This is a genomic window from Streptomyces platensis, from assembly GCF_008704855.1.
In the GTDB taxonomy this organism is placed as follows: domain Bacteria; phylum Actinomycetota; class Actinomycetes; order Streptomycetales; family Streptomycetaceae; genus Streptomyces; species Streptomyces platensis.
The window spans coordinates 451,436-475,456 of the sequence record NZ_CP023691.1 but is presented as its reverse complement, the minus strand read 5'-3'; the positions used below and the strand labels follow the sequence as shown (position 1 = coordinate 475,456).

At 69.4% G+C, this 24,021-nt stretch carries 18 protein-coding genes and 1 pseudogene; 8 read left to right on the top strand and 11 right to left on the bottom strand.

Annotated elements, in window-relative coordinates:
- Nucleotides 1–13 precede the first annotated feature (13 nt).
- On the top strand, nucleotides 14–250 hold the full coding sequence (locus CP981_RS02085; RefSeq protein WP_085923102.1) for a hypothetical protein: 237 nt from the start codon (nucleotides 14–16) through the stop codon (nucleotides 248–250).
- 190 nt (nucleotides 251–440) lie between these two features.
- Nucleotides 441–698: a hypothetical protein gene (locus CP981_RS02080; protein ID WP_042153096.1), complete on the top strand. Its 258-nt coding sequence runs from the start codon at nucleotides 441–443 to the stop codon at nucleotides 696–698.
- Nucleotides 699–951: 253 nt separating this feature from the next.
- Here the strand turns inward: CP981_RS02080 and CP981_RS02075 are convergent, their stop codons facing one another.
- Together CP981_RS02075 and CP981_RS37530 are read right to left on the bottom strand one after the other, a co-directional pair.
- Entirely contained in the window at nucleotides 952–2,046 is a 1,095-nt protein-coding gene (locus CP981_RS02075; RefSeq protein WP_244329498.1) for a PP2C family protein-serine/threonine phosphatase, read from the bottom strand.
- Nucleotides 2,047–2,265: 219 nt separating this feature from the next.
- A complete protein-coding gene (locus CP981_RS37530) occupies nucleotides 2,266–2,436 on the bottom strand; it encodes a hypothetical protein (RefSeq protein ID WP_158092620.1) in 171 nt (56 codons plus the stop codon).
- A 288-nt stretch (nucleotides 2,437–2,724) separates the two neighbouring features.
- Here CP981_RS37530 and CP981_RS02070 point away from each other — a divergent pair, with 288 nt between their 5' ends.
- Complete coding sequence (locus CP981_RS02070; protein ID WP_085923104.1) at nucleotides 2,725–3,429, top strand: DUF4232 domain-containing protein; 705 nt, start codon at nucleotides 2,725–2,727, stop codon at nucleotides 3,427–3,429.
- A 133-nt stretch (nucleotides 3,430–3,562) separates the two neighbouring features.
- Here the strand turns inward: CP981_RS02070 and CP981_RS02065 are convergent.
- A pseudogene (locus tag CP981_RS02065) lies at nucleotides 3,563–3,789 on the bottom strand (restriction endonuclease); the annotation flags it as partial.
- 186 nt (nucleotides 3,790–3,975) lie between these two features.
- Between CP981_RS02065 and CP981_RS02060 the strand changes: the two are divergent.
- From CP981_RS02060 to CP981_RS02045, 4 genes are all read left to right on the top strand, one after another.
- The gene (locus CP981_RS02060; protein ID WP_085923105.1) at nucleotides 3,976–4,575 is read left to right on the top strand and encodes a hypothetical protein; all 600 of its coding nucleotides are present in this window, start codon (nucleotides 3,976–3,978) and stop codon (nucleotides 4,573–4,575) included.
- A gap of 509 nt (nucleotides 4,576–5,084) precedes the next feature.
- The gene (locus CP981_RS02055; protein ID WP_143658826.1) at nucleotides 5,085–8,921 is read left to right on the top strand and encodes an NHL repeat-containing protein; all 3,837 of its coding nucleotides are present in this window, start codon (nucleotides 5,085–5,087) and stop codon (nucleotides 8,919–8,921) included.
- A 20-nt stretch (nucleotides 8,922–8,941) separates the two neighbouring features.
- Nucleotides 8,942–10,612 (top strand): LBP/BPI/CETP family protein, encoded by a 1,671-nt coding sequence (locus CP981_RS02050; RefSeq protein ID WP_085923107.1) that lies wholly within the window; start codon nucleotides 8,942–8,944, stop codon nucleotides 10,610–10,612.
- A 10-nt stretch (nucleotides 10,613–10,622) separates the two neighbouring features.
- Nucleotides 10,623–12,929, top strand: coding sequence for a pentapeptide repeat-containing protein (locus CP981_RS02045; protein WP_085923108.1), 2,307 nt, complete (start codon nucleotides 10,623–10,625; stop codon nucleotides 12,927–12,929).
- Nucleotides 12,930–13,144: 215 nt separating this feature from the next.
- Here the strand turns inward: CP981_RS02045 and CP981_RS02040 are convergent, their stop codons facing one another.
- From CP981_RS02040 to CP981_RS02015, 6 genes are all read right to left on the bottom strand, one after another.
- Nucleotides 13,145–13,714 carry a YbaK/EbsC family protein gene (locus CP981_RS02040; protein WP_085923109.1) on the bottom strand — a complete coding sequence of 190 codons (570 nt, stop codon included), beginning with the start codon at nucleotides 13,712–13,714 and terminating at the stop codon, nucleotides 13,145–13,147.
- Nucleotides 13,711–14,520, bottom strand: coding sequence for a 2OG-Fe(II)-dependent halogenase WelO5 family protein (locus tag CP981_RS02035; protein ID WP_085923110.1), 810 nt, complete (start codon nucleotides 14,518–14,520; stop codon nucleotides 13,711–13,713). The genes CP981_RS02040 and CP981_RS02035 overlap by 4 nt, the downstream gene beginning before the upstream one ends.
- The gene (locus CP981_RS02030) at nucleotides 14,507–15,277 is read right to left on the bottom strand and encodes a class II glutamine amidotransferase (RefSeq protein ID WP_085923111.1); all 771 of its coding nucleotides are present in this window, start codon (nucleotides 15,275–15,277) and stop codon (nucleotides 14,507–14,509) included. The genes CP981_RS02035 and CP981_RS02030 overlap by 14 nt, the downstream gene beginning before the upstream one ends.
- Before the next feature lie 6 nt (nucleotides 15,278–15,283).
- Nucleotides 15,284–16,594, bottom strand: a complete 1,311-nt coding sequence (locus CP981_RS02025) for an ATP-grasp domain-containing protein (RefSeq protein ID WP_085923112.1) — start codon at nucleotides 16,592–16,594, stop codon at nucleotides 15,284–15,286.
- Complete coding sequence (locus CP981_RS02020; RefSeq protein WP_244329497.1) at nucleotides 16,591–18,117, bottom strand: PqqD family protein; 1,527 nt, start codon at nucleotides 18,115–18,117, stop codon at nucleotides 16,591–16,593. The genes CP981_RS02025 and CP981_RS02020 overlap by 4 nt, the downstream gene beginning before the upstream one ends.
- Nucleotides 18,118–18,559: 442 nt before the next feature.
- Nucleotides 18,560–19,489 carry a LysR family transcriptional regulator gene (locus CP981_RS02015; RefSeq protein WP_085923113.1) on the bottom strand — a complete coding sequence of 310 codons (930 nt, stop codon included), beginning with the start codon at nucleotides 19,487–19,489 and terminating at the stop codon, nucleotides 18,560–18,562.
- A gap of 105 nt (nucleotides 19,490–19,594) precedes the next feature.
- On the opposite strand from CP981_RS02015, the gene CP981_RS02010 reads away from it, so the two are divergent.
- Nucleotides 19,595–20,500, top strand: coding sequence for an EamA family transporter (locus CP981_RS02010; protein ID WP_085923114.1), 906 nt, complete (start codon nucleotides 19,595–19,597; stop codon nucleotides 20,498–20,500).
- Nucleotides 20,501–20,583: 83 nt separating this feature from the next.
- Here CP981_RS02010 and CP981_RS02005 read toward each other — a convergent pair whose 3' ends face one another.
- Both CP981_RS02005 and CP981_RS02000 read right to left on the bottom strand, forming a co-directional pair.
- A complete protein-coding gene (locus CP981_RS02005; protein WP_085923115.1) occupies nucleotides 20,584–21,555 on the bottom strand; it encodes a LacI family DNA-binding transcriptional regulator in 972 nt (323 codons plus the stop codon).
- Nucleotides 21,552–24,008, bottom strand: a complete 2,457-nt coding sequence (locus tag CP981_RS02000) for an ATP-binding SpoIIE family protein phosphatase (RefSeq protein WP_085923116.1) — start codon at nucleotides 24,006–24,008, stop codon at nucleotides 21,552–21,554. The genes CP981_RS02005 and CP981_RS02000 overlap by 4 nt, the downstream gene beginning before the upstream one ends.
- Between the last annotated feature and the right edge of the window lie 13 nt (nucleotides 24,009–24,021).

The following is a 24,021-nucleotide window of genomic DNA, read 5'->3' as shown; positions in this document are numbered from 1 at the left end:
TCCTACGGAATCCTTGGAACCTGCGGTAGGTGCCGGGCCCAGCATTTCCACGGTCCGTACCCAGCGTCTGGCGGACGGCATCAGCACGGCCGAGATCTCCAAGCTCGGTGACCAGCACTACCGCGCCAAGATCGTCGCCCGCGGTTCGGTCCTGGCCACGCTGGAGACGAAGGGGCACGACGACGGGCTCGACGCCAACGGCAGCTACATCGTGCTCAGCAGCGGCGGCGTGATCAGCGCCCATGCGTAAACGGCCGCCCCGGCTGCGCGGTGGAGCGGCCTCCGGCGGCTCCACCGCCGACCGGCATACAGGGGCGTCTGCCTGCGGGCCGGCGTCGGCGCCGATTTCCCGATGCGGACCTTCGGGGAGCCCACATGTGCACATCCGATGCCGCGCGCCTGCCCCACGGCTGGTGGCACAGACACTTAAATATCGGAGCGTGACTACAAAGCCGCAGCGCTTCACGATCTTGTTGGTCCCCGAACATGTTGAGGACAGAGGCGGTGCCTCCGAGGAGGACTCAGCCGTCCGATCGGCGGTCGTCGAGGCCACCGGCGAGACGGGCGCCTCTGGCTACCCCCGCTACGCCGGTCACGGGATCGTGGCCGATATCGACCCCAGCACCCGTACGGTCGAGGCGCTACTCGTCGATGGCGCAGAGCTGGACTATGGGCTGACCGCCAAGGTGACGTCCTGATCGTGGTGGCGTTGCCCAACGGTGATCGGCCGATGGTGCGGGCTGTCGGTTGGGGCCCGGCCGGGTGTCACGGCAGCCCATGACCGTGTCTTCACGGGTCGGGCCACAGGGCGTACCAGAGGGTGCGGTCGGCATCGGGTCTTGCTGATCCTGTGTGGACCGCATCGCCGATTCACCCAGCGCGTCGCCGAGGTCGGCATCGAAGTTCGCCGAGGCCGAGCGCATTCGTCGTACGACACGCCACCCCGCCCGGCTACTCCGGAGGTTCACACAGTCGCACCGCGAGGGCGGCGATGTCGTCGTCCAGGCGTCCTCTGCTGTAGCGGAGCAGGTCGCGGTGAAGGGCCGTGAGCAGCTCGTGGGGCGGCGTCGGGGGCTGTTGCCGCATCCACGCCGCCAGGGGGAAGAAGCCGCCGTCGCGCGCGCGGGCCTCGGCGATCCCGTCGGTATAGAGCAGCAGCAGGTCGCCGGGGGCGAAGTCGAAGGTGTCGATGGTGTAGTGATCGCCGATCAGCTCCGCGAGGTTGAGCAGCGGCGAGGGGGTGGTGGGTTCGAGGGCACGGAGTTCCCCGCGGTTCAGAAGCAGTGGTGGCGGGTGCCCGCAGTTGAGGATCTCGATACGGCTGTCCCCGTGCGGGATCTCGACAAGAAGGGCGGTGGCGAACCGCTCCATCGGCCCCTCGGGGGGAAAGGCGGCGTTGTAACGGGTGCTGCTGGCGTCCAGCCGGCGCGCGACGCTGACCATGTCGGCCTCGTCGTAGGCCGCCTCCCGGAAGGAATTGACGATCGCCGCGGCCGCCCCCACCGCCGGCAGGCCCTTGCCCCGCACATCACCGATGAGCAGTCTGACTCCGTAGCGCGTGTCGACCACCTCGTAGAAGTCCCCGCCGATACGGGCCTCCGCCGCGGCCGCGAGATACAGCGACTCGATCTCGACGCTCCCGAAGCGGCGCGGCATCGGACTCAGCACCACCTGCTGCGCCGCGTCGGCGACGAGCCGCAGCTGAAAGAGGGTCCGCTCCCGCTGGAGCCGGACATGACTTCCGTACGCGGCCGCCACGGTGACCGCGATGATCCCCGCAGCCGTCCACCATGTGCCCAGACCGGGGAACACGAGGCTGAGCCCGATCATCAGAATGAGGCAGACCGTCCCCAGCAGGACGGTGGGGAGCACGGGCCACATCGCGGCGGCGAGGGCCGGCGCCGCGGGCAGGAGGCGGCTGAAGGCCACTTCCGGGGGAGTGGCGTAGGCCAGGCCGGCGATGACGACGGTCAGGATCACCGGCGACAGCCGCACCAGCCATCGGCCGTGGCGACGACGGAGCCGCGGCCGTCCAGACTCGATCACACTTCACAGAGTATCTACGCAAAGGGAACATAGCGCTCTGACGGCTCCGAGTCGGCCGCCTGTCGGGTGTCCCGGCCCTGTGGTGCGGCGGCCCTGTGGTGTGACGGCCGGTGCTGCGAGCGCACGCTGCCCGCCGCTGTCACGCCTCCCGTCGCTCTCGCGGCGTGATCGGGAATCGACGACACAAAACTCTAATCGAATGTGTGAGCGAATTCATACTCACCTGTCGGCCGGGCCGCCACCAGCCCCACCCGAGAGCGTCAGCCGGTGCAGCGCCTCCCGGGGAACGGCCGTGTCCGCCTCCGGGTGAAGAGCCGCGAGCTGCTCCAGGGCCTGCCGCGCCTGCCCCGGCCGGGCCTCCGCGGCGAACTCCAGGATCCGCAGCGGCACCCTCTCGCCCCCCCGCGAGCAGGCCGGGGCCGCGCGCCCGCCGCAGTGGCATCGCCTCCAGGCACCCGCGGTGCCGCTGGGCGAACTCCTCCACCGCCGGACGTAGCCCTCCCGTGGGCCCGAGCCGCTCCCGCCCCGTTGAGTTCAACATCTCGGTCTGGCCAGCCTGTTCAGGTGTTACCCGCGCGTAGGATCGGCAGCTGCGTGCGTGAGAATAGGGATATCCGATGAGGGGTCAGCAGGCTTTCAGCCTTGCCCCTCTGCCTTTTCATGCAATGAGGAGTTCTGTTGAACCGCACCTACACCGCCCGCATCCGACGTGTCGCGCTCTCCGCGGCTGCCGGCGCAGTGCTCGCGGCGACTGTCACCGCATGCGGTTCGGCCGACGGCGGCGGGTCGGCCTCGGGCGGCGACGCCGCGGCGTCCGCCAAGGCAACCGCGGAGTCGTCGAGTGGTGCGTCCCAGGAGAGTTCTGACAGCGGCAAGGCGGCCGGTTCGTCGTCGGAGGGGGGCACGTCGGGGAAGGACGGTGCGTCCTCGTCGGGTGCCGAGTCGGCCCCGGGCGGTGGCAAGAAGGGTTACGGGCAGGCCTGTGGGGCCAACGACTTGAAGTTCTCGGCGCGTTCCGAGACTCAGGCCGGCGGCTACATCCTGCTGTCCGCCCGTGCCAAGCCCGGCATCACCTGCACGATTCCCAGCGGGCTGCCCTCGGTCTCCTTCGGCTCGAAGGGCATCGAGGCGAGCAGCGCCGAGCAGTCGGTCGGCCCGGCGATCAAGCTCAGCGGCTCCACGACCGCCTACGCCGGGATCAACCCCAAGACCACCAACGGCGACAACGGCGTCGAGTTCACGTTCCTCATCGCGGCCATCGGCACGTCCGACTCTGACCCCGCGAGCGTCTCCACCGGCGCCGTCACCGTCGACAAGCCCATCGTCACCAACTGGCACACCGACCCCGCCGACGCCGTCCCCGGCGACGGCACGGACAACTGAGGTCTTCTTCGACGGACGCGAGCGGCGCGCACAAGCAGACCCTCACGGCAGTGCGGCCCCGACCTGGTCCTCCCGGTCGGGGCCGCACTGTTGTGTCCGAGCCTGCGGGCGAGGCGGCGGCGAGGAGTTCGCCGGCGGTGGTGACGACTGCCGCGATGTCGGCGCCGTGGACGGTGAAGCAGGTCTCGCCGAAGCGTTGGAGGTCCTGGGACCCGACCCGGTTGGCTTCGCGGTATTGCTTGCACTGGATGACGAGACGGAGTCCGTCGGGCGTCACAGCGAGAACATCGGCCCCGAGGTCATTGGCGCCCCGACGACACGGACCGCCAGGCAGCCATCACGTTCACACAGGACCGCCAACCGAGTGGCACGGGTCCGACCACATCGACTGCGATGACCTGGCAGCCCCGCCCGGCACACGCCCCGCCCGGCACACGCCCCCCATGTGCACCGGCGCCGGGGGCCGTCCGAACCGGGGAACGCGACGCGTTGACTCTCCAGTTACTGGAGATCTCGCGCCGGTCCACTCCTGAGGAGACCCTTCTCGTGCATGAGCTGACCCGCCTCACCTCCGATGAGCGACGTCGCCTGGTGACGGACTTCATCACCAGTCTCACCGCCACCACACAGGTGGCCGCCACCGCGGCCGCTGCTCTGCGCACAGCTGTCCCCGACCCTCCGGAGGACCCTTCCGACGCACAGCTCGCCGCCTGGGTGGAGCTCGCCGAACTCATGGGCGACACCGGCTTCCGAGCGCGCGTGGTGCACGCGACGCTGCCACCCTCCGACGAAGACGCCCTGCCGGGCGTCGCTCCCCACACAGCGGCGGACCTTGTCCGCTTCGCCCGCCAGACGGTCACCCCCGCCATCGAGGCGCAAACCGATCCGCACAGCGAACAAGCCGCAGCAGTCGTCGAAACCGTCGTGTCACGCTTCGCCACCGCTCTGGCGCGTCCCGCCGACCCCGAACTCCGGGCATGGATGGCCCAGCAGTTCGAGCAGGGACACGATCCGCTCGTCGAGCGTTACTGGCGCCTGGTCTGGACCGTCAACGACTGGCACGTGCTCCCCGGCCACCTGCCCTTCCAGCCCTGGCTGGTCACAGCCCTGCACGGCCGGCGAGCCGACGAGCAGGCCATCCACTGACCCGGACTCCAGGAACGGCGGGCCGTCACACCCTCACTGTTCCGGTGTGGCTCGCTCTGAGTGGCCTTGGGCGCCCTCATGCTCCATAGACGCCTCGCGTACGACGACGACCGTGGCCGGTGCGGTGACGCCGCGGAAACACGCCATCACAGGTCTGCCCGCACCGTCGCGATTTCGCGGTCGACGGCGATTCGGCCGGTCCGGCCGTCTTCTTACCGCCCGGCCGGCCTCACCATCGGGGCCTCTTCGTCCCACAGCCCATCGGGTGTCGAATGCCGGTGCGAAGCGGGCTGACCGCATGGTGTCCGGGCAGTGCGCACAACCGACGGGAGGCATCACCCTGTCGGCCGGTGTGGCGGGTTCCCACTCCGTGGCTGGATCGGGGAGCTGCGGCTCTGCCCCCGCATTCGTAACGTTCGGGCTCTGTCGCCGCTGGGCCGGACACGAGCGGTCGCGCCGTCATCCCTACCACCGACCACGCCCGCACTTTCGCAAGGCCAGGAGCCCCGTTGACTGTTCTCCACTTCGACCTTCGCCGTGCCCGCGCCACTGACGACCTACAGGTGGACGTGCACGGATCTGCGTACGCGCTACGTCCACACACCGACGAGACCCTGGCCGCAGCGAGCCGGGAGCACCCCGTGCTCGCGGCACTGCACACGGCCCCACAGGGCTTACCGGCGGCGCCGGCCGCTGAGTTCACGCACTACGCCGAGGTGGAGGACGCGGACCTCGACACCGGTGCCGTGCGGTGGTTACGCGTGGTGCGGCCCGCTCCGGAGGGCGTGCATCTGCCCGAGGTGGTCATGATGGCGCTGTACCTCGCGCCACAGCGGCTGCGTGCCACCCTGCTCGCCCGCCGGAACCGCGAAGGCCGGGAGATCGCGCGCAGCGGCAAGCTGGCCAGGTTCGGTGTGGGCCCGTGCACGGGGGAGGCGGCGCTCGAACTACGCCTGCACGCCGAGACGTTGATCACGGACCATGACACGGCTGTCGGGCTCATCGCGCATCATCCCGATCTGGCGACCACCGACCCGCACACGGCGCAGATCCTTCGGGACGACCACATCGCCCCGGACGAAGAGATGGACCCCGACCAGTACAACGCGGTGGCGGAACTCGCGAGCCTCATCAGTGAACTGGGGCAGGACTGGTCCCGCCGCGTCCCCTGCCAGGATTCCGGCGGCACCCCGCTGACCGCCGGGTACGCGGTGGACGGCATCCAGGCCGGCGACCAGCTGTACACCTTCGACCTGCACGACCGGGTCGTCGACAAGAGCCGTCCCGTGATCGCGGGTGCGCGGCGTACGTCCTCCGATGACGCATGGCTGCGGGGCAAGACCTGGCGCAGCCGCCCCGGCACGTCCGTGCTCGTCACCGACGGACCAGCGGCGCTCGGCGCGTCCGCACCCCGGACTCCCTCCTACCGATGGACCGTGGACGAGCCCACCTCCCATCACGGCGTGAACGTGGGAGCCCCCGGCGTGGACGACGCCGGCACCTTCAGCATCGACGCCTCCAACTCCTATCTGCGCACCCTCTACCTGGGTTACGAACTCTTCGACGAGTCGGGGACGTCGCTCGGCTCCGTCACCAAGTGGGGCTCGGTCTCGGCGGTGGACACGATCCTCGGCATCCCCGTTCCCGCGGAGCCGAAGCAGGTGTCGTTCGCGTTGGGGAAGGCTGCCTCGGTGAAGCTGTACTTCGGCAGCCTGGGCACCTCGGACTGGAACGCGGACGTCAGCACCCAAGGAGCTCTGCTCACGGCGCTGTGGGAGTACGGCGTGCCACTGGTCTGCCTGGCCGCGGGGAAGGCCCTCACCAGCACCAAGCTCTTCAACCGGATCATCAACGACCGCGACCTGGTCGCTGCGGCGCTCGGCGTCGGCATTCCGCTCGCCGGGGGGACGATCGCGGTAGGCACCGCACTCACCCGTTCCTCCAAGTTCCTCACCGCGGCGGCCAACTTCGTCCTCGGCATCGTGGTGCAGAAGGGCCTGGAGAAGCTGGGGGAGTGGCTGGTCGAGCAGGTCGGCGAGGGCGCGCTCGCGAACGCCTTCGGGCCGGTGGGATGGGCGCTGAAGCTGGTGGCCGCCGGTCTGGACTTCGAGCAGATCGCGATCACGACGGGCGAGGTGCTGTCTTCCCCCGCCTGCGTCACGGTCAAGGCCAGCCGGTCGCTGGACGTGTCCCTCACCCTGCACCCCGACCCGCGGCACGGCGAGGCCGGCCATCCTGAGACGGCAGTGTGGCCGGCGGTGGCGACCCGGTACCTGGTGACGTTGCAGTACCGGGGTGGCGCAAGCCGGCAGCTCACCGGCGAGCTGCCGCATGTGACCAGCAAGGAGCCGTTGCGGCTCCGGTTCGCGGACGTGCCGGCGGGCGGCGACCTGCGGATCGTCGCGGGCGTCTACAGCGCCAACGGCTGGCTGGCCGGGTCCTGGCAGAGCGACTGGACGCCCTCGAAGCCCACCGGGGAGGGGGTACTCGACCTGGGCGATCACCAGATCACGGAGAACCTGGTGCCGCTCGCGCCCGACACCCAGTACGTCTACAAGGAACAGCTCGCGCTGACCGGCGGCAAGCCGAGCTGGCGCGCCGACGGTACGCCCCCGAGCGCCACCAAGGCCGACCTCGACTGCCAGGGCACTTCCGGTCTGTGCGACATCGCCGCCGCCACCCTCAACAACAGTGCCTTCCAAGTCGGTTACGCCTGGCGCGCCTCCGGCCAGGAGCTCCACCCGGACCGTCCCGACGCGCCGGTCTCCGACGACCAGCTGTGGGCGGTGCAGAACATCTCCGTGCTGGCGGACCCCGACTCCCGGCGGAAGACCACGACTGTCGGCTTCACCGCCCGCCCCGCCATCGCCTACGCGCCGTCCCCCAACGCCGAGGCCATTGACGAGACGAACTTCGTCCTGGACCCGCGCGACGGCGTCATGCATCTGCGGCAGGTGCAGCTCGACGACGGTGCGCGGGACTTCGGCTTCGACCAGAAGGACCTCCCGAGCTGGGGCCGGTTCCCGCTGGGGAACGTGGACGCGCTGGCCGTCCACCCCAGCAACGCCGTGATCGCCTGCTCCTGGCAGCACCACAAACTCATGCTGCTGCCCCTGCCGGCGGAACCGGTCACCGACGACAAGGCCCCGGAAGCACTGCTCGTCTCCGGTCAGGGCATCCGCGAAGGGCTGCTCAAGGGCCCGAAGGCACTCGCTGTCGCCCCGGACGGCCGCATCCTGGTCCTGGAGTCACTCAACAACCGCATCCAGGCATTCGACACCAAGGGCAATCCGGTGCCGTCCTTCACCACCGGCCCCGCCGTCTGTCAGGCCCCCACCGCACAGCTCGCCACCGCCCTGGACGCCGGCACCATTCCCGAGGCGCTGCACGGAGCACTGCAAGAGGCGGACGCCACCCTGTTGTTCCCCCTCGACGCCCACTTCAGCGCACAGCTCGACTCGGCGCGCTTCCAGCCGGCGAACGACCCACTGATCGACGTGCTCGCCGCGAACGGCATCGCTCTGGCCTACGACCCGGACCATATGGACGACCCCGCGCAGAGCGCACAGATCACGGTGACCGAGAAGGGCCGCTCGTGGGTCATCTCCGACCCCCGCGGCATGGCGTGGCAGGTGCGCAACGGTGACCACGGCCTGGCCGTCCACCACCGCCTGACCGGGACGACGATCCGTGTCCAACGGGCCGGCGCGCAATGGCTCGTGCTGGACGACGAGCGCGGCAACGCCTGGAAGCTCGCCCCGGCCACGAACGACAGCAGCCTGACCGACGTCTACGCGTGCACCTCCTCCTTCCCGCTGCGCGGCGACGGCGCGCACGCCGACGCCCCCGTCACCTATCTCGACATGGCCGTCGAGTCCCAGGGCTACACCTACGTGCTGTCCTGCTCCGGCGCCGGATCCAGGCCCGAGGACTACCTGCTCGACATCTATGGCCCCGACGGACGGTTCCTCGTGCGCACGCCCGACACCACCGTCACCACGACCCCGCAGAACATCGTCGCCGCGAAGATCGCGGTGGACGTCTGGCGCAACCTGTACGCCCTGGGCCACGCACCGCTGGCCGCGACCCATGACGGCCCGTCCTTCGCCCACTGGACGCCCACCCCGCCCCTCTTCACGCTCCCGCTCACCGCGCAGCCGAACTACGACGACCGGAACATCTCGGCCGTCAGGGCGGACTTCGTCGCCCACCACATCACGCTCACCAACGACGCAGCCGTCACCGTGACCGTCCCCGGCGGCGCGTGGCAGGTCCAGGACGGCGGCACCCTCTACCACCTCTACCGCAGTGGCGACGGCTTGCAGGTCTACGCCATTCCCGCCTGACGACACAAGGAGTCTCACCTATGCAGACACTCACCGTTGCCATCGGCCCGAAGGGCATCGACTTCTTCACCCAGCACTACGTCAAGGACGTGCTGGTGAACGACCTCAAGGGCATGAACTTCCCGGACCACGACGTCTCCGATATCGCGGACTTCAAGATCGAAGACACCGGCAGCACAGTGATCACCTGCCAGAAGCTGGACGTCACCCTGACCGATGGCGAGCTGGAAAGTTTCGAGCCCACGTATCAAGGCGTCAAGCAGCAGGCGAACGGCACGTTCACGCTCACCTTTGACGCCAAGGCATTCTCCGTGCCGTACAAGTGGACGGAGACCTGGACCAAGGACACGTTCACCGTCAGGACCGGTCACGATTACAGGTCGGAGGGCCCGGACACCTTCGGCTACAACCCCAGCATCGGCAAGCTCGACACCAGTGTGACCGTGAGCTTCACCTACAACCCTGGCCGCAACGCCTACGACATCACCTACCAGAGCTCGACCGCGACCCCCTCCGACAGCAAGACCGACCCGCCGGGCGGCAGCGTCATCCGGCACGAGAAGGAATTCTGGGGCGGCGAACACCTCAACATGGACGCCGTGGCCGCCATCGGCGGCGTCGAGTTCGCCGAGCCCGTCGAAAACGCGATCAACCCGATGCTCGCGTCCATTCCCGCCAGCGGCAAACTCACCGACTACATCACCTTCGACTTCGCCATCGGCGACTCCAAACTCACCTTCCCCGGCGACAACGGCATCACGATCGGCGTCACGGGCGAGGTGACCTACAAGGGCACGCCCTACCCCGGCCCGCACCCCGTGGCCCTGCCGGTGCCGACGCCGCCGACGGACGACCACCATCTGGAGGTCTACGTCTCCGAATACACGGTGGGCGCCCTGCACTGGGCCTACTGGAAGGCCGGGAAGCTCGACTTCACCCTCACGCCGAAAGACATCCCGGACCCGGACAGCCTGAAGGTGGACACCTACCTCACCCTGGTGCCGGCGTTCAAGCCGTACAAGGGCTGCACCATGACCGCCCAGGTCACTCCGCTGCCGCTGCCGAACCAGGACCTCCCGCAGACCTACGCGTTCGCCCCGGTCCACGAGTTCACCGCGGAGACCGAGAAGATCCTTCAGCAGCAGCTGCCGTCCGACGTGTACAACAAGGTGCTCAAGCACATGGACGGCAACGCCTACACCAAGACGAGCGACCTCGCCACGGATCTGAGCGACCTCAAGATTTCCGAGGAGTACTACGCGGCCATCGAGAAGGCCACCACCGTGATGGGCATGGTCGTCACCCAGAACCTCGAATTCACGCTGACCATCGAGGACGACGACGAGAAGCCGAAGATCGTCTTCGATCTGCTCCGCACCGACATCCTCCGCGACCTCAAACTCGGCGCCGCCGGCAACGCCCAGACGATGCAGTACCGCTTTCACAAGGTGATGTTCCAAGCCACGCTCAAGTCCTCCGACGTCCCGCACCTCGACCCGACGACGTTCGGCACCACCGTGTGGCCCATCGTCGGCGAACCGCACTACGACCAGGTCCTCGAAGACCTCGGCAGCAAGGGCGTCGCACTGCCGATCGTGCAGGACTTCACTTTCCTGTTCGACCAGGCCGTGCTGAGCATCCAGGAGCACTACGTGTCCGTCCTCGCCGACGTGCGCTACAAGACCGCGTAGGGAGCACACCATGACAGGACCCGGACAGTTCGCGGGCAAGCTGCTCTTCGCCTCCACCGGAGGGTCTTCCACCGTCTATCTGACCACCTTCGAGGTCCACGGCAGCGGCGGGAAGAAGATCCCGGTGCCGGGGATGGCAGCGCCGGACGTCACACCGGCCGAGCGGGTGACGCTCTATCAGGGCGGCGACGGTGGAACGCTGATCCGGCTCGCCGGTCTGCTGTGGATCCGGCTGGACACGGACACCGGCTGGCTGACCCTCACGGAGAACGCCACCCAAGCGGCCGTCTTCGAACTGTCCGGGTCGCCCTTGGGCACAACATGGCAGGTCCGGACGCCCGAGGGACCCAAAGCAATCACCTACAGCGTGGACAAGCTGGCCCCGCTCCTCACCATGACGGACGACACCCCGGGCGTCTTCGCCCCACAGACCGTCACCCCCGGTCTCGACGACATCCGCCGCACCAAGTCCGCCATCGAGGCCGATCTGCGGCAGCTGATTCTCGCCGGTGCCGACCTCTCCGGCGTCGACCTCAGCAGGGCGGATCTGACCTCCAGCGACCTGACCGGGGCCAACCTTTCGTCCGCCGACCTGAGCCACGCCACGCTCTCCGCCACCACCTTGACCGGTACCCACTGCGACGGCACCGTCCTGGACGACACCGACCTGACCGGAGCCCGTCTCGAAGCGGTCTCCTGGGGCAAGCTGCGAAGCGCGGCCCGGGTCGTGCTCGCGCAGAGCCACGCCCGCGGCGCGGTCCTCGGCACCACCGCCGACTCGGGCCCCGGTTCCGCTCCGGACGGTCGGCACCTCCTCGACTGCAGCGGCGCCAACCTCTCCGGTGCCGACCTCCGAGCCGCGACCCTGGCCTCCTGTGACCTGACCGGCGCCCACCTCGCGGGAACGCTCCTCTCGGACGCCGAGCTGGCCGGCTCGGTCCTCGACAACGCCGACCTGAGCGAGGTCGTCGCGGTCGGCGCCGACCTGCGCAAGACGACACTGCGCAACGTCAACGGCCCGGGAGCGAACCTCGCCCACGCCGACCTGTCGGGTGCGGACCTGTCCCACGCCCGGCTCGGCGCCAAGGCGTTCCTGTTCACCCTTGACTCGGTCACACCACAAGAGCTCGATGCCGCCAAGTACGCCCCGGAGGATGTGGTCGCGGCCTTCGCCAAACACGGCGTCACCCTCTCGCCGCACGACGAGGTCGTCTCCGTGCTCAAGGGGACCCGCTGGCGCATCGAGCGCTACACCCTGCAACTCCACGACAGCGGCTCCGGCATCGACGTCCTCACCGACCAGGCCCGACCCGCAGTCCTGCGCGGCGCGGTGTGCGAGGGCACCCGGGCAACCGCCGCCAACCTGGCCGGAGCCGACCTGCACGGCATCCAGTGGTTCGGGACCGGTGCCACGGTCGACCACGTGGACTTCGACGGCGCCGTGCTGGCGGGCGGCTACCTCCAGGGGATCCGGCTGACCCAGTCGTACCTCTCCGGTACGGACCTCAGCGACTGCGTCCTGATCCAGGCCAAGCTGCCCGGCTGCCACGCCGCACCGGGAGACGGCCGGCGGCCCTTCTCCCTCGCCGGAGCCCTGCTGCACGGGGCCGACTTCAGTGACACCACACTACGCTCGGCCCTGCTCGTCGACGCCGCCGTCGCGACAAGCCGTGGCGTCCCGCTCTTCGCACTTCCCGCGGCCGCCCGGGCTTCCCTGGACTCCGGAGACCTGCACGCGCTGGCCGACGCCTTCACCACGGCAGGCCGGCCGCTCGGCGACGGCGCCAAGGTCCAGAAAGTCCAAGCCCGTTTCCTGGACAACTCCAAGGACCCGAACACCGCCGCGCCCCGCGCCTACCGCATCACGGTCCGCCCCAGCGAACTGCGCGTCTTTGACGACAGCACCGCGCACTTCCTCTTCAAACTGCCCGCCGCCGACGCCCAGTACCTCAACGCTCCCACGGCCGGTTCCGAACTCATCGCGGCCTTCAAGCAGCAGAACTACACCCTCGCCACCGACGCTCCCATCCGCGCCGAGAACTACTGGGAGATCACCGCGGGCACAGTGGCCGTCCAGCCCCGCCCGGCCGCCTACCCCACCATGCGCGTCTACACGGGGCCCACGGACCTGCCCGTCCACGGCTGCGTCCTGGTCCGGCTGCGGGACCGGCCCCAGCAACGGGAGGTGGCCTTCGCAGCGACGACGGCCCTGGAGACGGCGCTCGACGCCGACTCCATCGGACCCAGCGGCTACGCTCGCTCGCAGGTGGACGCCGGGCTCCTGACCTGGGAAGAGTTCCTCACCCCGCCGGTCTGAGTTGCCGCCGGCCGCACGCCGGGGTAACCACGTCGAGCCACGGCCCGGGCGTCGCCCGGGAGAGGTGCGGTGCGGTGACGACCCGCGTGTGGACCCCGTGGGCGGCTGGGGCATTCCCACCACCGACGGGGTCCACGCTGCGCGTCGTCGCTAGGTGCGGTGCACCTTGTGCTGGGCCGGCCGCGGTTCCGAAACCGTCACCGTTGCCGTCGGCGTCATGATGCGGTCCCTGTCAGGGGCTCGGCTATGGGCGTCACTTGCGGGGCGGCCAGCCGCTGGTAGTCCTCCGTGTGCAGGGCGAGGGACAGGTCCAGCTCAGCCGCGTTGAAGAAGATCTCCTGGTGTTCCAGCAGGCCGGGGTCGACGATCAGCTCCAGCTCGGGGTCGAAGGAGAACGGGACGATGGAGCCGCTGACGCAGTGGGACAGCCGTTCCGCGGTGGCCTGGTCGGCGAAGGAGACATGGCGTGCGTCGTACAGCTCCTTGAGCCGGGCCAGGTCCACGCGCCGGTCGCCGGGGACGACGGCGAGGGCGTAACGCGAGGACTTCTTGGTGACCTTGACGCGCACCACGATGCACTTGGCCGCCTGCTCCAGTGCATTCCCGCGGAGTGCGCTGACCACGTCCGTCCGGCCCTCCGGGGCATGTTCGATGAGGCGGTGCCGAGCCTGGCCGTCCTGGAGGAGGGCCAGCAGCCGGGCGGAGGTCGTGCCGGGGGTGCTGTCCGCGTGCTGCGTCGGGGCCGGCTGTGCGGGGGCGTCGGGCGAGACCGTGTGTGCCGTCATCCCCACACCACCGCGGATTGGAGCACGTCGTCGGCGAAACCCATGAAGAAGCCCATGGTGAGGCGGTCGGCGCCGGTGACCCGCTCGATGGAGTGGTATCGCGTGGGGTTGATCAGGTAGACGTCTCCGGCCTGCGGCTTGAACTCGCAGCAGGGGTAGCCGTCGACCACGGCCTCGTCGTAGCCGAGACCGTCCTGGATCTTGTACGTCTCGTCCACGGGCTCCCAGGGCTTGCGGTACATGCGCAGCTCGCCGCCCTCGTCGCACTCTTGCAGGCAGACCACGCAGCTCAGCTGGTACGCGAGGTCGGTGAGGGCGATGCCGGTGCCCTGGGCGTCCCGCATGATGTTGTCGTTGTGCAGGGGGTTGCGGACGCCGTCGGCGTGGATGCGGACGACGGACGCCGCGTAGTCGCGGCCGTCCGGCTCCTGCGCGACCGAGACCGCGTCGAGGCCGAAGGCGTCCCTGAGCCCGGCGCGGACCTGGTCGGCGAGGTCAAAGCCGGCCGTGTCCAGCATGTCCTTGGCCTCGTCGGCGGCCTGGAAGTAGCCGTCCAGGTCCTGGAGGTACTTGGCCAGGTACGGGCCGATGGTGGTGAGGGCGCCGTTGGCGTAGCTGGTCGTGGAGGCGTTGGCGAAGAGCTTGCCGATGCGGGTGCGGTTGTCGGCGAACGCCTCGGCGGGCAGCAGGTTGCGCAGTACGACTACGGCGGTCTCGCCGTGGGCGAGCCGGCGGAGCAGATCGGCGTCGGGGCGCTCCGCGGCGCCGTCGATGACGATGCGGGTCCAGTTGTCAGTCGTGGGCATGGGTCGGTGCTCCTTCGAGGTCGTAGCGGTTGCGGGGAGGCAGCCCCGTGGTCCAGGGGATCTCCGTGACGCTGTCCGGCTTGAGCGGTTCCCAGTGGTCCGCGGGGGCGAGGTCCGGGATCACTTCCGAGGCGATCACCAGGCAGCGGTCGGTCTGGAGCCGGTACATGCCGAAGTATCGCGGCGCGAGGGTGTCCGGGGAGGTCCAGTGGATGACGTAGGCGGAGTAGGGGTTCACCGCGATGGCGTTACCCGAACTCCCGCCTCTGGGAATGGAGTTGAGCCGTTCGAGGGTTTCCGCCTCGTCCAGCCGGCGGGTGCCGGCGGGGACGATGTAGTCGAAGTACTCGCGGGAGTCGAACTCCGATTCCGCCATGCCGAGCAGCTGGTGGACGGTCGGCTGGAAGCCGTTGTGCATGAACAGCCAGGGGACGGAGCCGCCGGAGCGTTCCAGGGGGTGGGTGAAGCGCGGGCCGTGGTTCTTGGCCAGGGTGGCGTGGCGGGCGTGCACGGCCAGGAAATCGGTGGAGAGGCCCGGTACGGGCGACTCGCGGAAGCTCTCGGTGAGCGGGCGTACGTCCCGATGGCGCCCCAGACCGAACGGCGCGTCCGATTGGCGCCAAACCGCGCCCCAGCCATTGGGGTGCACATCGGTGGGGCCGTCGTGGTCGGCGGTACGGCCACAGCTCATCGCCTCGGCGGCGGCCAGGATGTCCGTGGCCCGGAAGTCCCCTGCGGCCACGATGAGTCGGCACATGGCAGGTCAGCCTCGCAATCGGTCGGCAACGAGTGAATGCAGCAGTGCGGGTATCCGGTCGCCGGGGCCGCCGCTGAGGACGACCCGGCCGGCCGCGCCGGTGTGCCGGGCGAGGTCGGAGGCGAGTACGGGCAGGTCGTCGGCGGGAAGCGCGGCGGGGTCCGGCGGGGGAGCGGCGAGCTGGATCTGGACGGTCATGCCCGGCTCCTGGAGGGCCTCGGCGGCCGCCAGCTCCTGTTCCGACACGGCCGAGATCTGGCCGGCGATGCCGCTGCCGCCCGCACCGTCCGGTCGTACCGGCGCGTCGCCGAGGTGGGTACGGAAGGCGAGTTCCGCCCAGTCGGCACCGGTCGCCTTCTCGACGAGCGCCACCAGTCCGCCCCCGGAGAGCCGGAACCCCATCTCGACGAAGACCGGGCCGTCCGGGCCCTGGATGACGTCGACGTGGAAGGGGCCCGCGCGGTAGCCGGTGGCGTCCAGGCATGCCTGCGCCAGTTCCTGAAGCGCGGGCGGGGCACCGTCGCCGGGCCGGGCCACATGGCCCACCTCGCGGAAGCCCGACAGGCCGGGCTCGTCGGGTACCTCTTCGAGGCAGGTGAGCTTCTCGCATACGCTCAGCAGCACGGCGCTGCCCTCGTGGGCGACGCCCTGGAGCGAGAACTCGGGACCCTTGACGAACTCCTCCGCCACGATGCCGGAGAACGCGCCGCCGCCGTAGTTGACCAGGGCGCTGACGCGGTCCAGGGCGCGGTGGCGCTCCGCGGCGCCGTCCACCAGCAGCACGCCGAGCCCACCGCCACCGTCCGCCGGCTTGATGACCTGCGGGAAGCCGAGCCGGTCCGCGGCGTCCCCGCCGTCGAGCCGGCCCGCGGCGTCCGCGCCGTCGGGGCCCAGCGGGACGAAGCGGGGCTGGGCCACCTGCGGAGCGCCGGCCAGCAGGGCCTCGCGCTGCTCGCGCTTGTCCAGCGGCCGGAAGGTGTCGCCCGCGTCCGGCCACGGTGCCACGCGCAACGCGCGGGCCAGGGCGAATCCGGCGTACACATAGCGCTCGAAGCCGGTCAGGACGAGGGCGGGTGCGACGCCGGCGGCGGCGAGCGCCGTACGGACGGCGTCCGGGTCCTGCGGCCGCTCAACGGCCACCTCGACCTCGAACTCCCGCCGTCCGAGCAGCCTGCGCCAGCGCAGATAGGCGGGCGTCTCCACCAGCACCGTCCGCATGCCGCGGCGGTGGGCGGCATCCAGATACGGTTCCAGACCGTCGCGGGTGGCGCCTACCTGTACGAAATCCCCCGGGGGGTTGCCCGCGGTCACGGTCACCGGCCGGAGAGCAGCTCGGGCACGACGGGGCCCTCGGCGCTGTGCCGGGTGTGGACGACCTGCTTGTGCGGGTCACCTTCGAGGATGGCGTCGATCAGCTCGCCGCCGGCGGGAGTCAGGCTCGGCAGGCGGAGGGAGCTGCCGTAGAGCACCCTTAACTGATCCAGCGTCAGGCCGGTGAGGTGCTCCAGGCGTCCGGTGATGCGGAGGGTCTCCTCGTCCGTCGTCGGGGCCGAACCGCCCAGAAGCTGGTGTATGAGCGGGGCGTGGGGGAGGAGGTCCGGCTGCTCGGCGGCCAGGTACGTCTCCAGGTTCGTGCCCTTCTCGGTGAACGGCGCGTGGACCATGGCGACGAGCTGCTCCTCGGTGAAGCCGTATGCCTGGGCGGCGTAGGCGTCCATAGCCGCCCGCATCTGGTCGGCCCGGCCCTCGTAGCGCTCCCGCATGATCTCCATGAGCTGCGGCGGGAACTCCTTCTTCTGCATGAGGGAGAGCGCGAACTCGACGTATCCGGCGAGTCCTTCGGCGTAGGACTGGCCGTAGCGGTGCTCGCACTTGAGGGCGCGCAGATGCGCCATCAGCGCGGGGTTGCCGCAGTCGGACTCGGTGAAACTGAAGGCGATGTCGTCGAAGCGGAAGCCCAGGTATTCGGTGAGCAGCTCCCAGTGGTCGCCGGAGGCGTACGCCGTGTCGTCGTAGATCGAGAAGAACTCCAGACCGGTGCGGACATCGGTGGTGATCGCATGCTCGGCGATGATGTCCGGCGCGTCGGTGCCGTGGATGTCGGCGAAGTACGCCTGCGAGATGTTGTTGAGCGAGGCGAGGAATCCCTGGAAGCCGGCGCGCATGTCGCGCGGGGGCTGGAGTCCGAACTTCCGGGCGAGCCGGGTGACCCACAGGTAGTAGTCCCGCTGCTCCTGCTGGGAGTCGCCGGTGATGATCAGGTCGACACCGCCGTTGTGCCCCGCGGCCAGGCCGAAGGAGTTGACCATGCTCAGGTTGCAGGCGTTGCAGAACGTGGGGCGGGCGTCGGCGGCCGTGCGGTGGCCGGTCATCAGAATGTCGAGTCGGTTGCGTCCCACGACGTCGTCGGTCTGCGGCAGCGCGGCGTCGAAGGTCCGCACCTGCTGCCCGTCGATCAGCAGCAGTTCGCAGTCGGGGTCGTCCAGCAGGTGCAGGGAGCGGTAGGCCCGGTCGATGTTGTCCATCACGGCCTGCGGCATGCCCGCGTGCCGGTTGGTGGCCACCCGCATCCGGAACGTCGCGCCGTGCTCCTGGGAGAGGATGAGCTGCATCGTCCGGACGAAGGCGAGCGTGTACGAGCTGTCCTTGCCGCCGCCGTAGGCCACCAGGACGACGTTGCGGGCGAGTTGATCCTTGTCGGGGAGGGCGTCGTAGAGCCGGCCCGCGCAGCGGACGGCGCCTTCGTAATTTTCCGCGGACAGGACGGTGCGCAGCTCCCGGAGGGCCGAGGCATGGTCGGGTGCCGCTGAGGACGTGGGCGTGGACGCGTCAATTGTCATGAGGACAAGAACCTCTTTCAACCGAACGAGGGGGTGAGCCCGCACCGATGTCAGGCGCGTGGCATGAAGAAACTGGTCTGGTGGGCCGGCAATACGCCAAAGGGAAGTAAAGAAAAGGGACCCGGACAATCGGGATCCGGCTGTCGGCACGCTAAAAGAAGGGAGTTCAGCTCAGTGTGCCGGATATTTGTACCTGAAATACCCGTTGGTGAGCCATCCGCTTTAGTGGTGTCCTTTGGCGATATCTCCATCAGCTGGGCGGGAGAAATAAGAAGCCATCCGGAACTGCTCCGGTCCGGAATCGACAGCGCTAACTCACTTCGCCGTCCGGGCCTACTCTTGATCATCATTCCCGGACTTGTCAATGACCCCGCCGCAGGATGATGCGGCCGTCCCACTATTCGCTAAGACCCGCACATGCGGCGCGGAACTTACCGTGTGTTCACGCGCCTTCTCGGGTCGGCTGGCCGGAATTCGCGCCCGCCCAGTGCCGGCGCAGTGCCGCCAATGCGACGTGAATAGCCGGTCGACGGTCGGCCTGCGAGCGCCAAATGGCCGAAAGTCGACGGGAGGGAGGGGGCTGCATCGGGACGACACGGACGGTGGGCGGCAGGGTGCCGCGACCGAGCCGGGGCAGCATCGCGACGCCCAAACCCGCTGCCAGCAGGGCCACTTGGGATTCGTATTCCTCGATCTGGTAGGCAATGTCCGGTTCGACGCCGAGGCTGGAGAAGGAACGCACCAGCCACTCATGGCACATGGCCCCGGAGCCCTGCCCGATCCACCGCTCTGCCCGCAGGTCGTGCGGGTTCACCACGTCCCGGTCGGCGAGTGGGTGCCCCGCGGGCAGGGCGACATCGGCGATGTCCTCGCCCAGCGCGGCGACCGACAGTGAAGTGGGCAGCGTCAGCGGGGTGTTGTGCCAGTCGTGCACGACCGCGAGATCCGCCTCCCCCCGTACGACAAGGCTGATGGCGCGGTTGGGGTCGGATTCCACCAGCCTGCAATCCAGGGCGTGGTGGCGGGTGGCGACGTCGGCGAGGGCGGCTGTGGCGAAGCCGCGGCAGGCCGTGGGGAACGCGGCGAGCATCAGCCGTCCGGTGGGCTGGTCGCGCTGTTCCTCCAGGCGTGAACGAGTCCGCTCCAGCACCGCCACGACCTCGTCCGTCGCCTCGGCGAGCAGCCAGGCCGCGGGCGTGAGCTCCACCTTGCCGCCCTGCCGGTCGAGCAGTTGCGAGCCGGTCTCGCGCTCCAGCTTGGCGATCTGCTGAGAGACGGCGGACGGCGTATAGCCCAGTGCGGCGGCCGCGCCCGTCACCGAGCCGTGGGTGGCCACGGCACGCAGGGCGCGCAGGCGGTTGAGGTCGAACATGAAGCGATGCTAATACCCCACCTTCAGAAACATTCGCTGGCCCTTACAGGCAGCGGCTGTTGTGATGGAGCATCCCGAAGTAGTGCGTTCCCAGGAGTCATTGGCATGAAGCCCGTACACGTTGCCTTGGCGGTGGTCGTCGCCGCCGTATGGGGCGTGAACTTCGTTGTGATCGACGTCGGGCTGCGCGACTTTCCACCGCTTCTCTTCTCCGCGGTGCGTTTTCTTCTGGCAGCGCTCCCCGCGGTCTTCTTCGTCGGGCGGCCAAGGGTCGCCTGGCGCTGGGTGATTGCGGTCGGCGTCTCGCTCGGCATCATGAAATTCGGGATGCTGTTCATCGGTATGCACGCGGGACTTCCCCCGGGACTGGCCTCCCTGGTGCTCCAGGGCCAGGCGGTGTTCACCGTACTCTTCGCCGCGGTACTGCTGAAGGAACGCGCCAGGCGGGCGCAGATCGTCGGCATGGCCATCGCCTCGGTGGGCATCGTGCTGGCCGGGCTGGACTCGACGGCCGGCACGCTGGCCGGATTCCTGCTGGTCGTGGGCGCGGCGGCATGCTGGGGCCTCTCCAACATCGCGATGCGGAAGGCCGGTCCGCCGGATACCTTCCGCTTCATGGTCTGGGTGAGCGTCGTGCCACCGATCCCGCTGGCGCTCCTCTCCGTGCCCTTCGAAGGCTGGGACGCGGACCTGCGAGCGCTGCAACATCTGAACCTCAGCGGGGTGGGCGCCGCACTCTACGTGGCATGGGGCGCGACGCTGTTCGGCTTCGCCGCCTGGGGATATCTCCTGCGGACGTACAACGCACCGACCGTTGCCCCGTTCTCGCTCCTCGTCCCCATATTCGGCCTCACCGCCGCCTGGATTTTCCAGGGCGAGCGCATGACCGTACTGACCTTCTGTGCCACGGCACTTGTCATTGCTGGTATCGCGGTGGGAATGGTGCGCCGCTCGAAGAAGCCGGTGGCGCCTGAACCCGAGCCGGCGGCCGTAACGGCTGCTGCACCCTGAGGCTGTGAGCCGACGGAACGTCAACAGTCCGGAAAGGCCGCGCTTTTGCGGGTCACATGGTCACAGCCGGGGCGGCGGGCGGGTCAGAAGTCCAGGTCAGGGAATTCGTCCTCCAGGGCAGGCTCCGAATCGAGAACCGGCCGGCAGGGGCCGGTGCTGGCGCGTAGCGTGATCAGCGGTTTCAGCAGGATGTGCCGGGGTGGCGAGGCAGGCGAGGTGAGCCGCTCCACCATCAGGTCGACGCCGATCCGGCTCATCTCCTTGGCCGGTATCTCGGCCGCGGTCAGCGGCGGGCTCACCTCTTCCGCCCAGCGGCTGGCCGCCACGCCGACGACCGAGAAGTCGCGCGGTACGCTGCGGCCGTGCCGGGTCAGCCCGCGGTAAATGCCTTCCAGGGCGGCTTCGTTCATGACGACCAGGGACGTGGTGGCCGGATCGTCCTGCAAGATCCGTTCCACGACGTCCTCCCCGGCGCCGACATCGTCGCCGCTGGGGTACGCCCGCGCGGGCAGGTCCATCTCCGTCATCGCTTCGGTGTAGCCCTCGTTCCCGAGCAGCGCGTATCCGTACCCGCTGTTGACGATCTGCTCCGACTTGTTGACGAAGGCGATGCTGCGGTGGCCCAGTTCGGTCAGGTGCCGAACGCATCCGCTTGCCAGGCCGGCGAAGTCGAGATCGACCCAGCCGACGCCGTCGGTTCCGCTGTTCCGGCCGATGGTGACGAAGGGGAAGGCCGCTTCCGTCAGATGCTGGATACGGTCGTCCTCCCGGCGGACCTCCATCACGATGACGCCGTCCACGCGCCGTTCGCTGACCATCCGCCGGAACGCGGGGTCCTTCCCCGACTTGCAGGGCGTGAGCAGCAGGTCATAGCCGTATGTGGTGGCGGTTTCCGCCACCCCGCCGACGAAGGCGAGTTGCACCGGCGGGTAGTCCCGGTTGGCGCCGGACGGCGGGTAGAGCAGGGCGAGCGTATGTGTCAGGTCGCGGGCCGCAGCACCACTATGGGTCTGGGCGCCGTGTCCTGTTGCCAGGTTGACTGTGCGCTCCGTCATGGTCCGTGGGCCGGGAGACGTTGTTCGGCCCAGATGGTCTTGCCGGTGGGGGTGTGGCGGGTGCCCCAGCCTTGGGTCAGCTGGGTCACCATGTGCAGTCCTCGTCCCCCTTCGTCGTAGGTACGGGCCCGGCGCAGATGGGGGGAGGTACTGCTGGCGTCGGAGACCTCGCAGATCAGGGTCCGGTCCCGGATCAGCCGTAGCCCGATGGGGGCGTCGCCGTAGCGGATGGCGTTGGTGACCAGCTCGCTCACCACCAGTTCGGTGATGGACGCTGCGTCGGTGAGCCCCCAGGTCGCCAGCTGGCGGGAGGCCTGTGCACGGGCATCGGCCACGATGGCGGGATCTGACGGCAGCGACCAGGCGGCGACCTGATCGGTGTGCAGGGCACGGGTGCGCGCCAGGAGCAGCGCCACGTCGTCGGCGGGGCTCTCGGGGAGCAGGGCTCTGAGGATGATGTCGCAGGTGACGTCCAGCGAGGGTTCGGCGGAAGCCAGGGCTCCGCAGAGTCGTTCAAGGCCGACACCGAGATCGTGGCCGCGGGCTTCTATCAGGCCGTCGGTGTAGAGGGAGAGCAGGCTTCCCTCGGGGAGTTCCAGCTCGGTGGGCTCGAAAGGCAGGCCGCCGACTCCCAGAATCGGCCCCGGGGTGAGCTGGACGACTCTGACCGTGCCGTCGGGGAACAGCACGACGGGTGGGACATGGCCGGCGCTGGCCATGGTGCAGAGGCGGGAGACCGGGTCGTAGACCGCGTAGAGGCAGGTCGCGCCGATCTGACCGGGGTCGGGCGCGTTCCGGACGTCATTGTCCGAGGTCAGGTGGGTGACCAGTTCGTCGAGGTGGGTGAGCAGCTCGTCCGGAGGCAGGTCGACTCCGGCCAGCGTGCGCACCGCTGTACGCAGTCGGCCCATGGCGGCCGAGGCATGGATGCCGTGGCCGACCACGTCGCCGACGACCAGAGCGACGCGAGTGCCCGACAGCGGGACCACATCAAACCAGTCACCGCCCACTTCGGCCCCCCTGCCGATCGGCAGATAGCGGTGTGCCACCTCGACGGCCGCCTGCTTGGGGAAGCGACGGGGCAGCAGACTGCGCTGGAGGGTCAGGGCATTGGCGCGTTCCCGGGAGAAACGGCCCGCGTTGTCCACACTGCCGGCCGCCCGGCTTGCGAGCTCCTCGGCGACGAGCAGATCATCCTGCTCGTAGGGCTGCGAGCCTGCTGCGCGGGCGAAGACCACGACTCCGAGGGTCAGGTCCCGCGCTCGCAGCGGGGCAGCCATGATCGAGTGGAATCCGTGCTCCGCCACGGGAGCGGATCCCCCCATGCCGGCGGCGACCCATCGGGTGAAGTCGGGGTCGTCTCTTCCGCACAGCACCGTTCGACCGCTTGTCAGGGCACGTGCGGGGGGTGAGCGCGGAGGAAAGGTGTCGGCCTCGCCGATCTCGGTGTCGGCGTCGGGCACCCCGTCGGCGGTCTGGTGCGCGACCCGGCGCAACACCACGGCGGCGTCGGCCGGACCGGGCGGCGGTTCCTTCCCGCGGGTCACGGAGTCGAGCAGGTCCACAGTGACGGAGTCGGCGAACCGCGGGACGACCAGGTGAGCGAGCTCCTGAACCGTGCGCCGCACACTCAGGGTGGTTCCGATACGGCTGCCCGCTTCGTTCAGCAGGGCCAGGCGCTGCCGTGCTGCGACCTGCTCGGTACTGTCGAACGCCGCAGCGCCGACACCGGCCACCTGACCGGTGTCGGGGCTGCGGACGGGCCATATCTCGATGGTCCAGGCACGACGGTGAGCGGACGGCGCAGCCGGTGCGAGGTGCTGATAGCGGCCGGGCTTGGCCTCCTCGGCGACCCGGCGGACGCAGCGCAAGAACCCCTCGTCGGAGCGGCCTGTGCCCAGCAGGTCCGAGTAGGGCCAGGTGCCTGCTTCAGCCGCCTGCCCCTGCCTGGATTCGACACCTCCGGCGTGCCCTGCGGCGGTCTGCGCCCCGTCGCCGTCAGCGGGCCTGCCCGTCATGCGCCCGGTCGGCGAGGGCTGCTCGCCCCCGTGTGCGACCGCGTTCCACTGCCATGAGCGTGACGTGGTGCTGTAGGTGGAGAGCGCGACGGAGGACTGGGTGAACGCCCACTCCACCATCCGCCGGTCGGGCTCCGCCTCGCCCGCACCCGCGGTGGCGGTCACGACGAACGCCTGGGGCGTGTCGTCGTCACTGAATGTCGGATGAAGGTGCAGGGGAAGATCGACGCGGTGGCCGTCCCGGTGGCGGACTGCCGCTGTGCCACTCCACTCCCGGGCTTCGGTCAGGCAGGCCCCGGCCACCTCGGGGTACTCCCCGTTGATCAGGAAGTCCGAGACGGGGTGTCCGACAACCTCCGGGGGGCGATAGCCCAGCAGTTTCCGAGCCCCTTCACTCCACCCCGTGACCGTGCCCCCCACGCTGATGATGGCCATGGGGACATGGTTC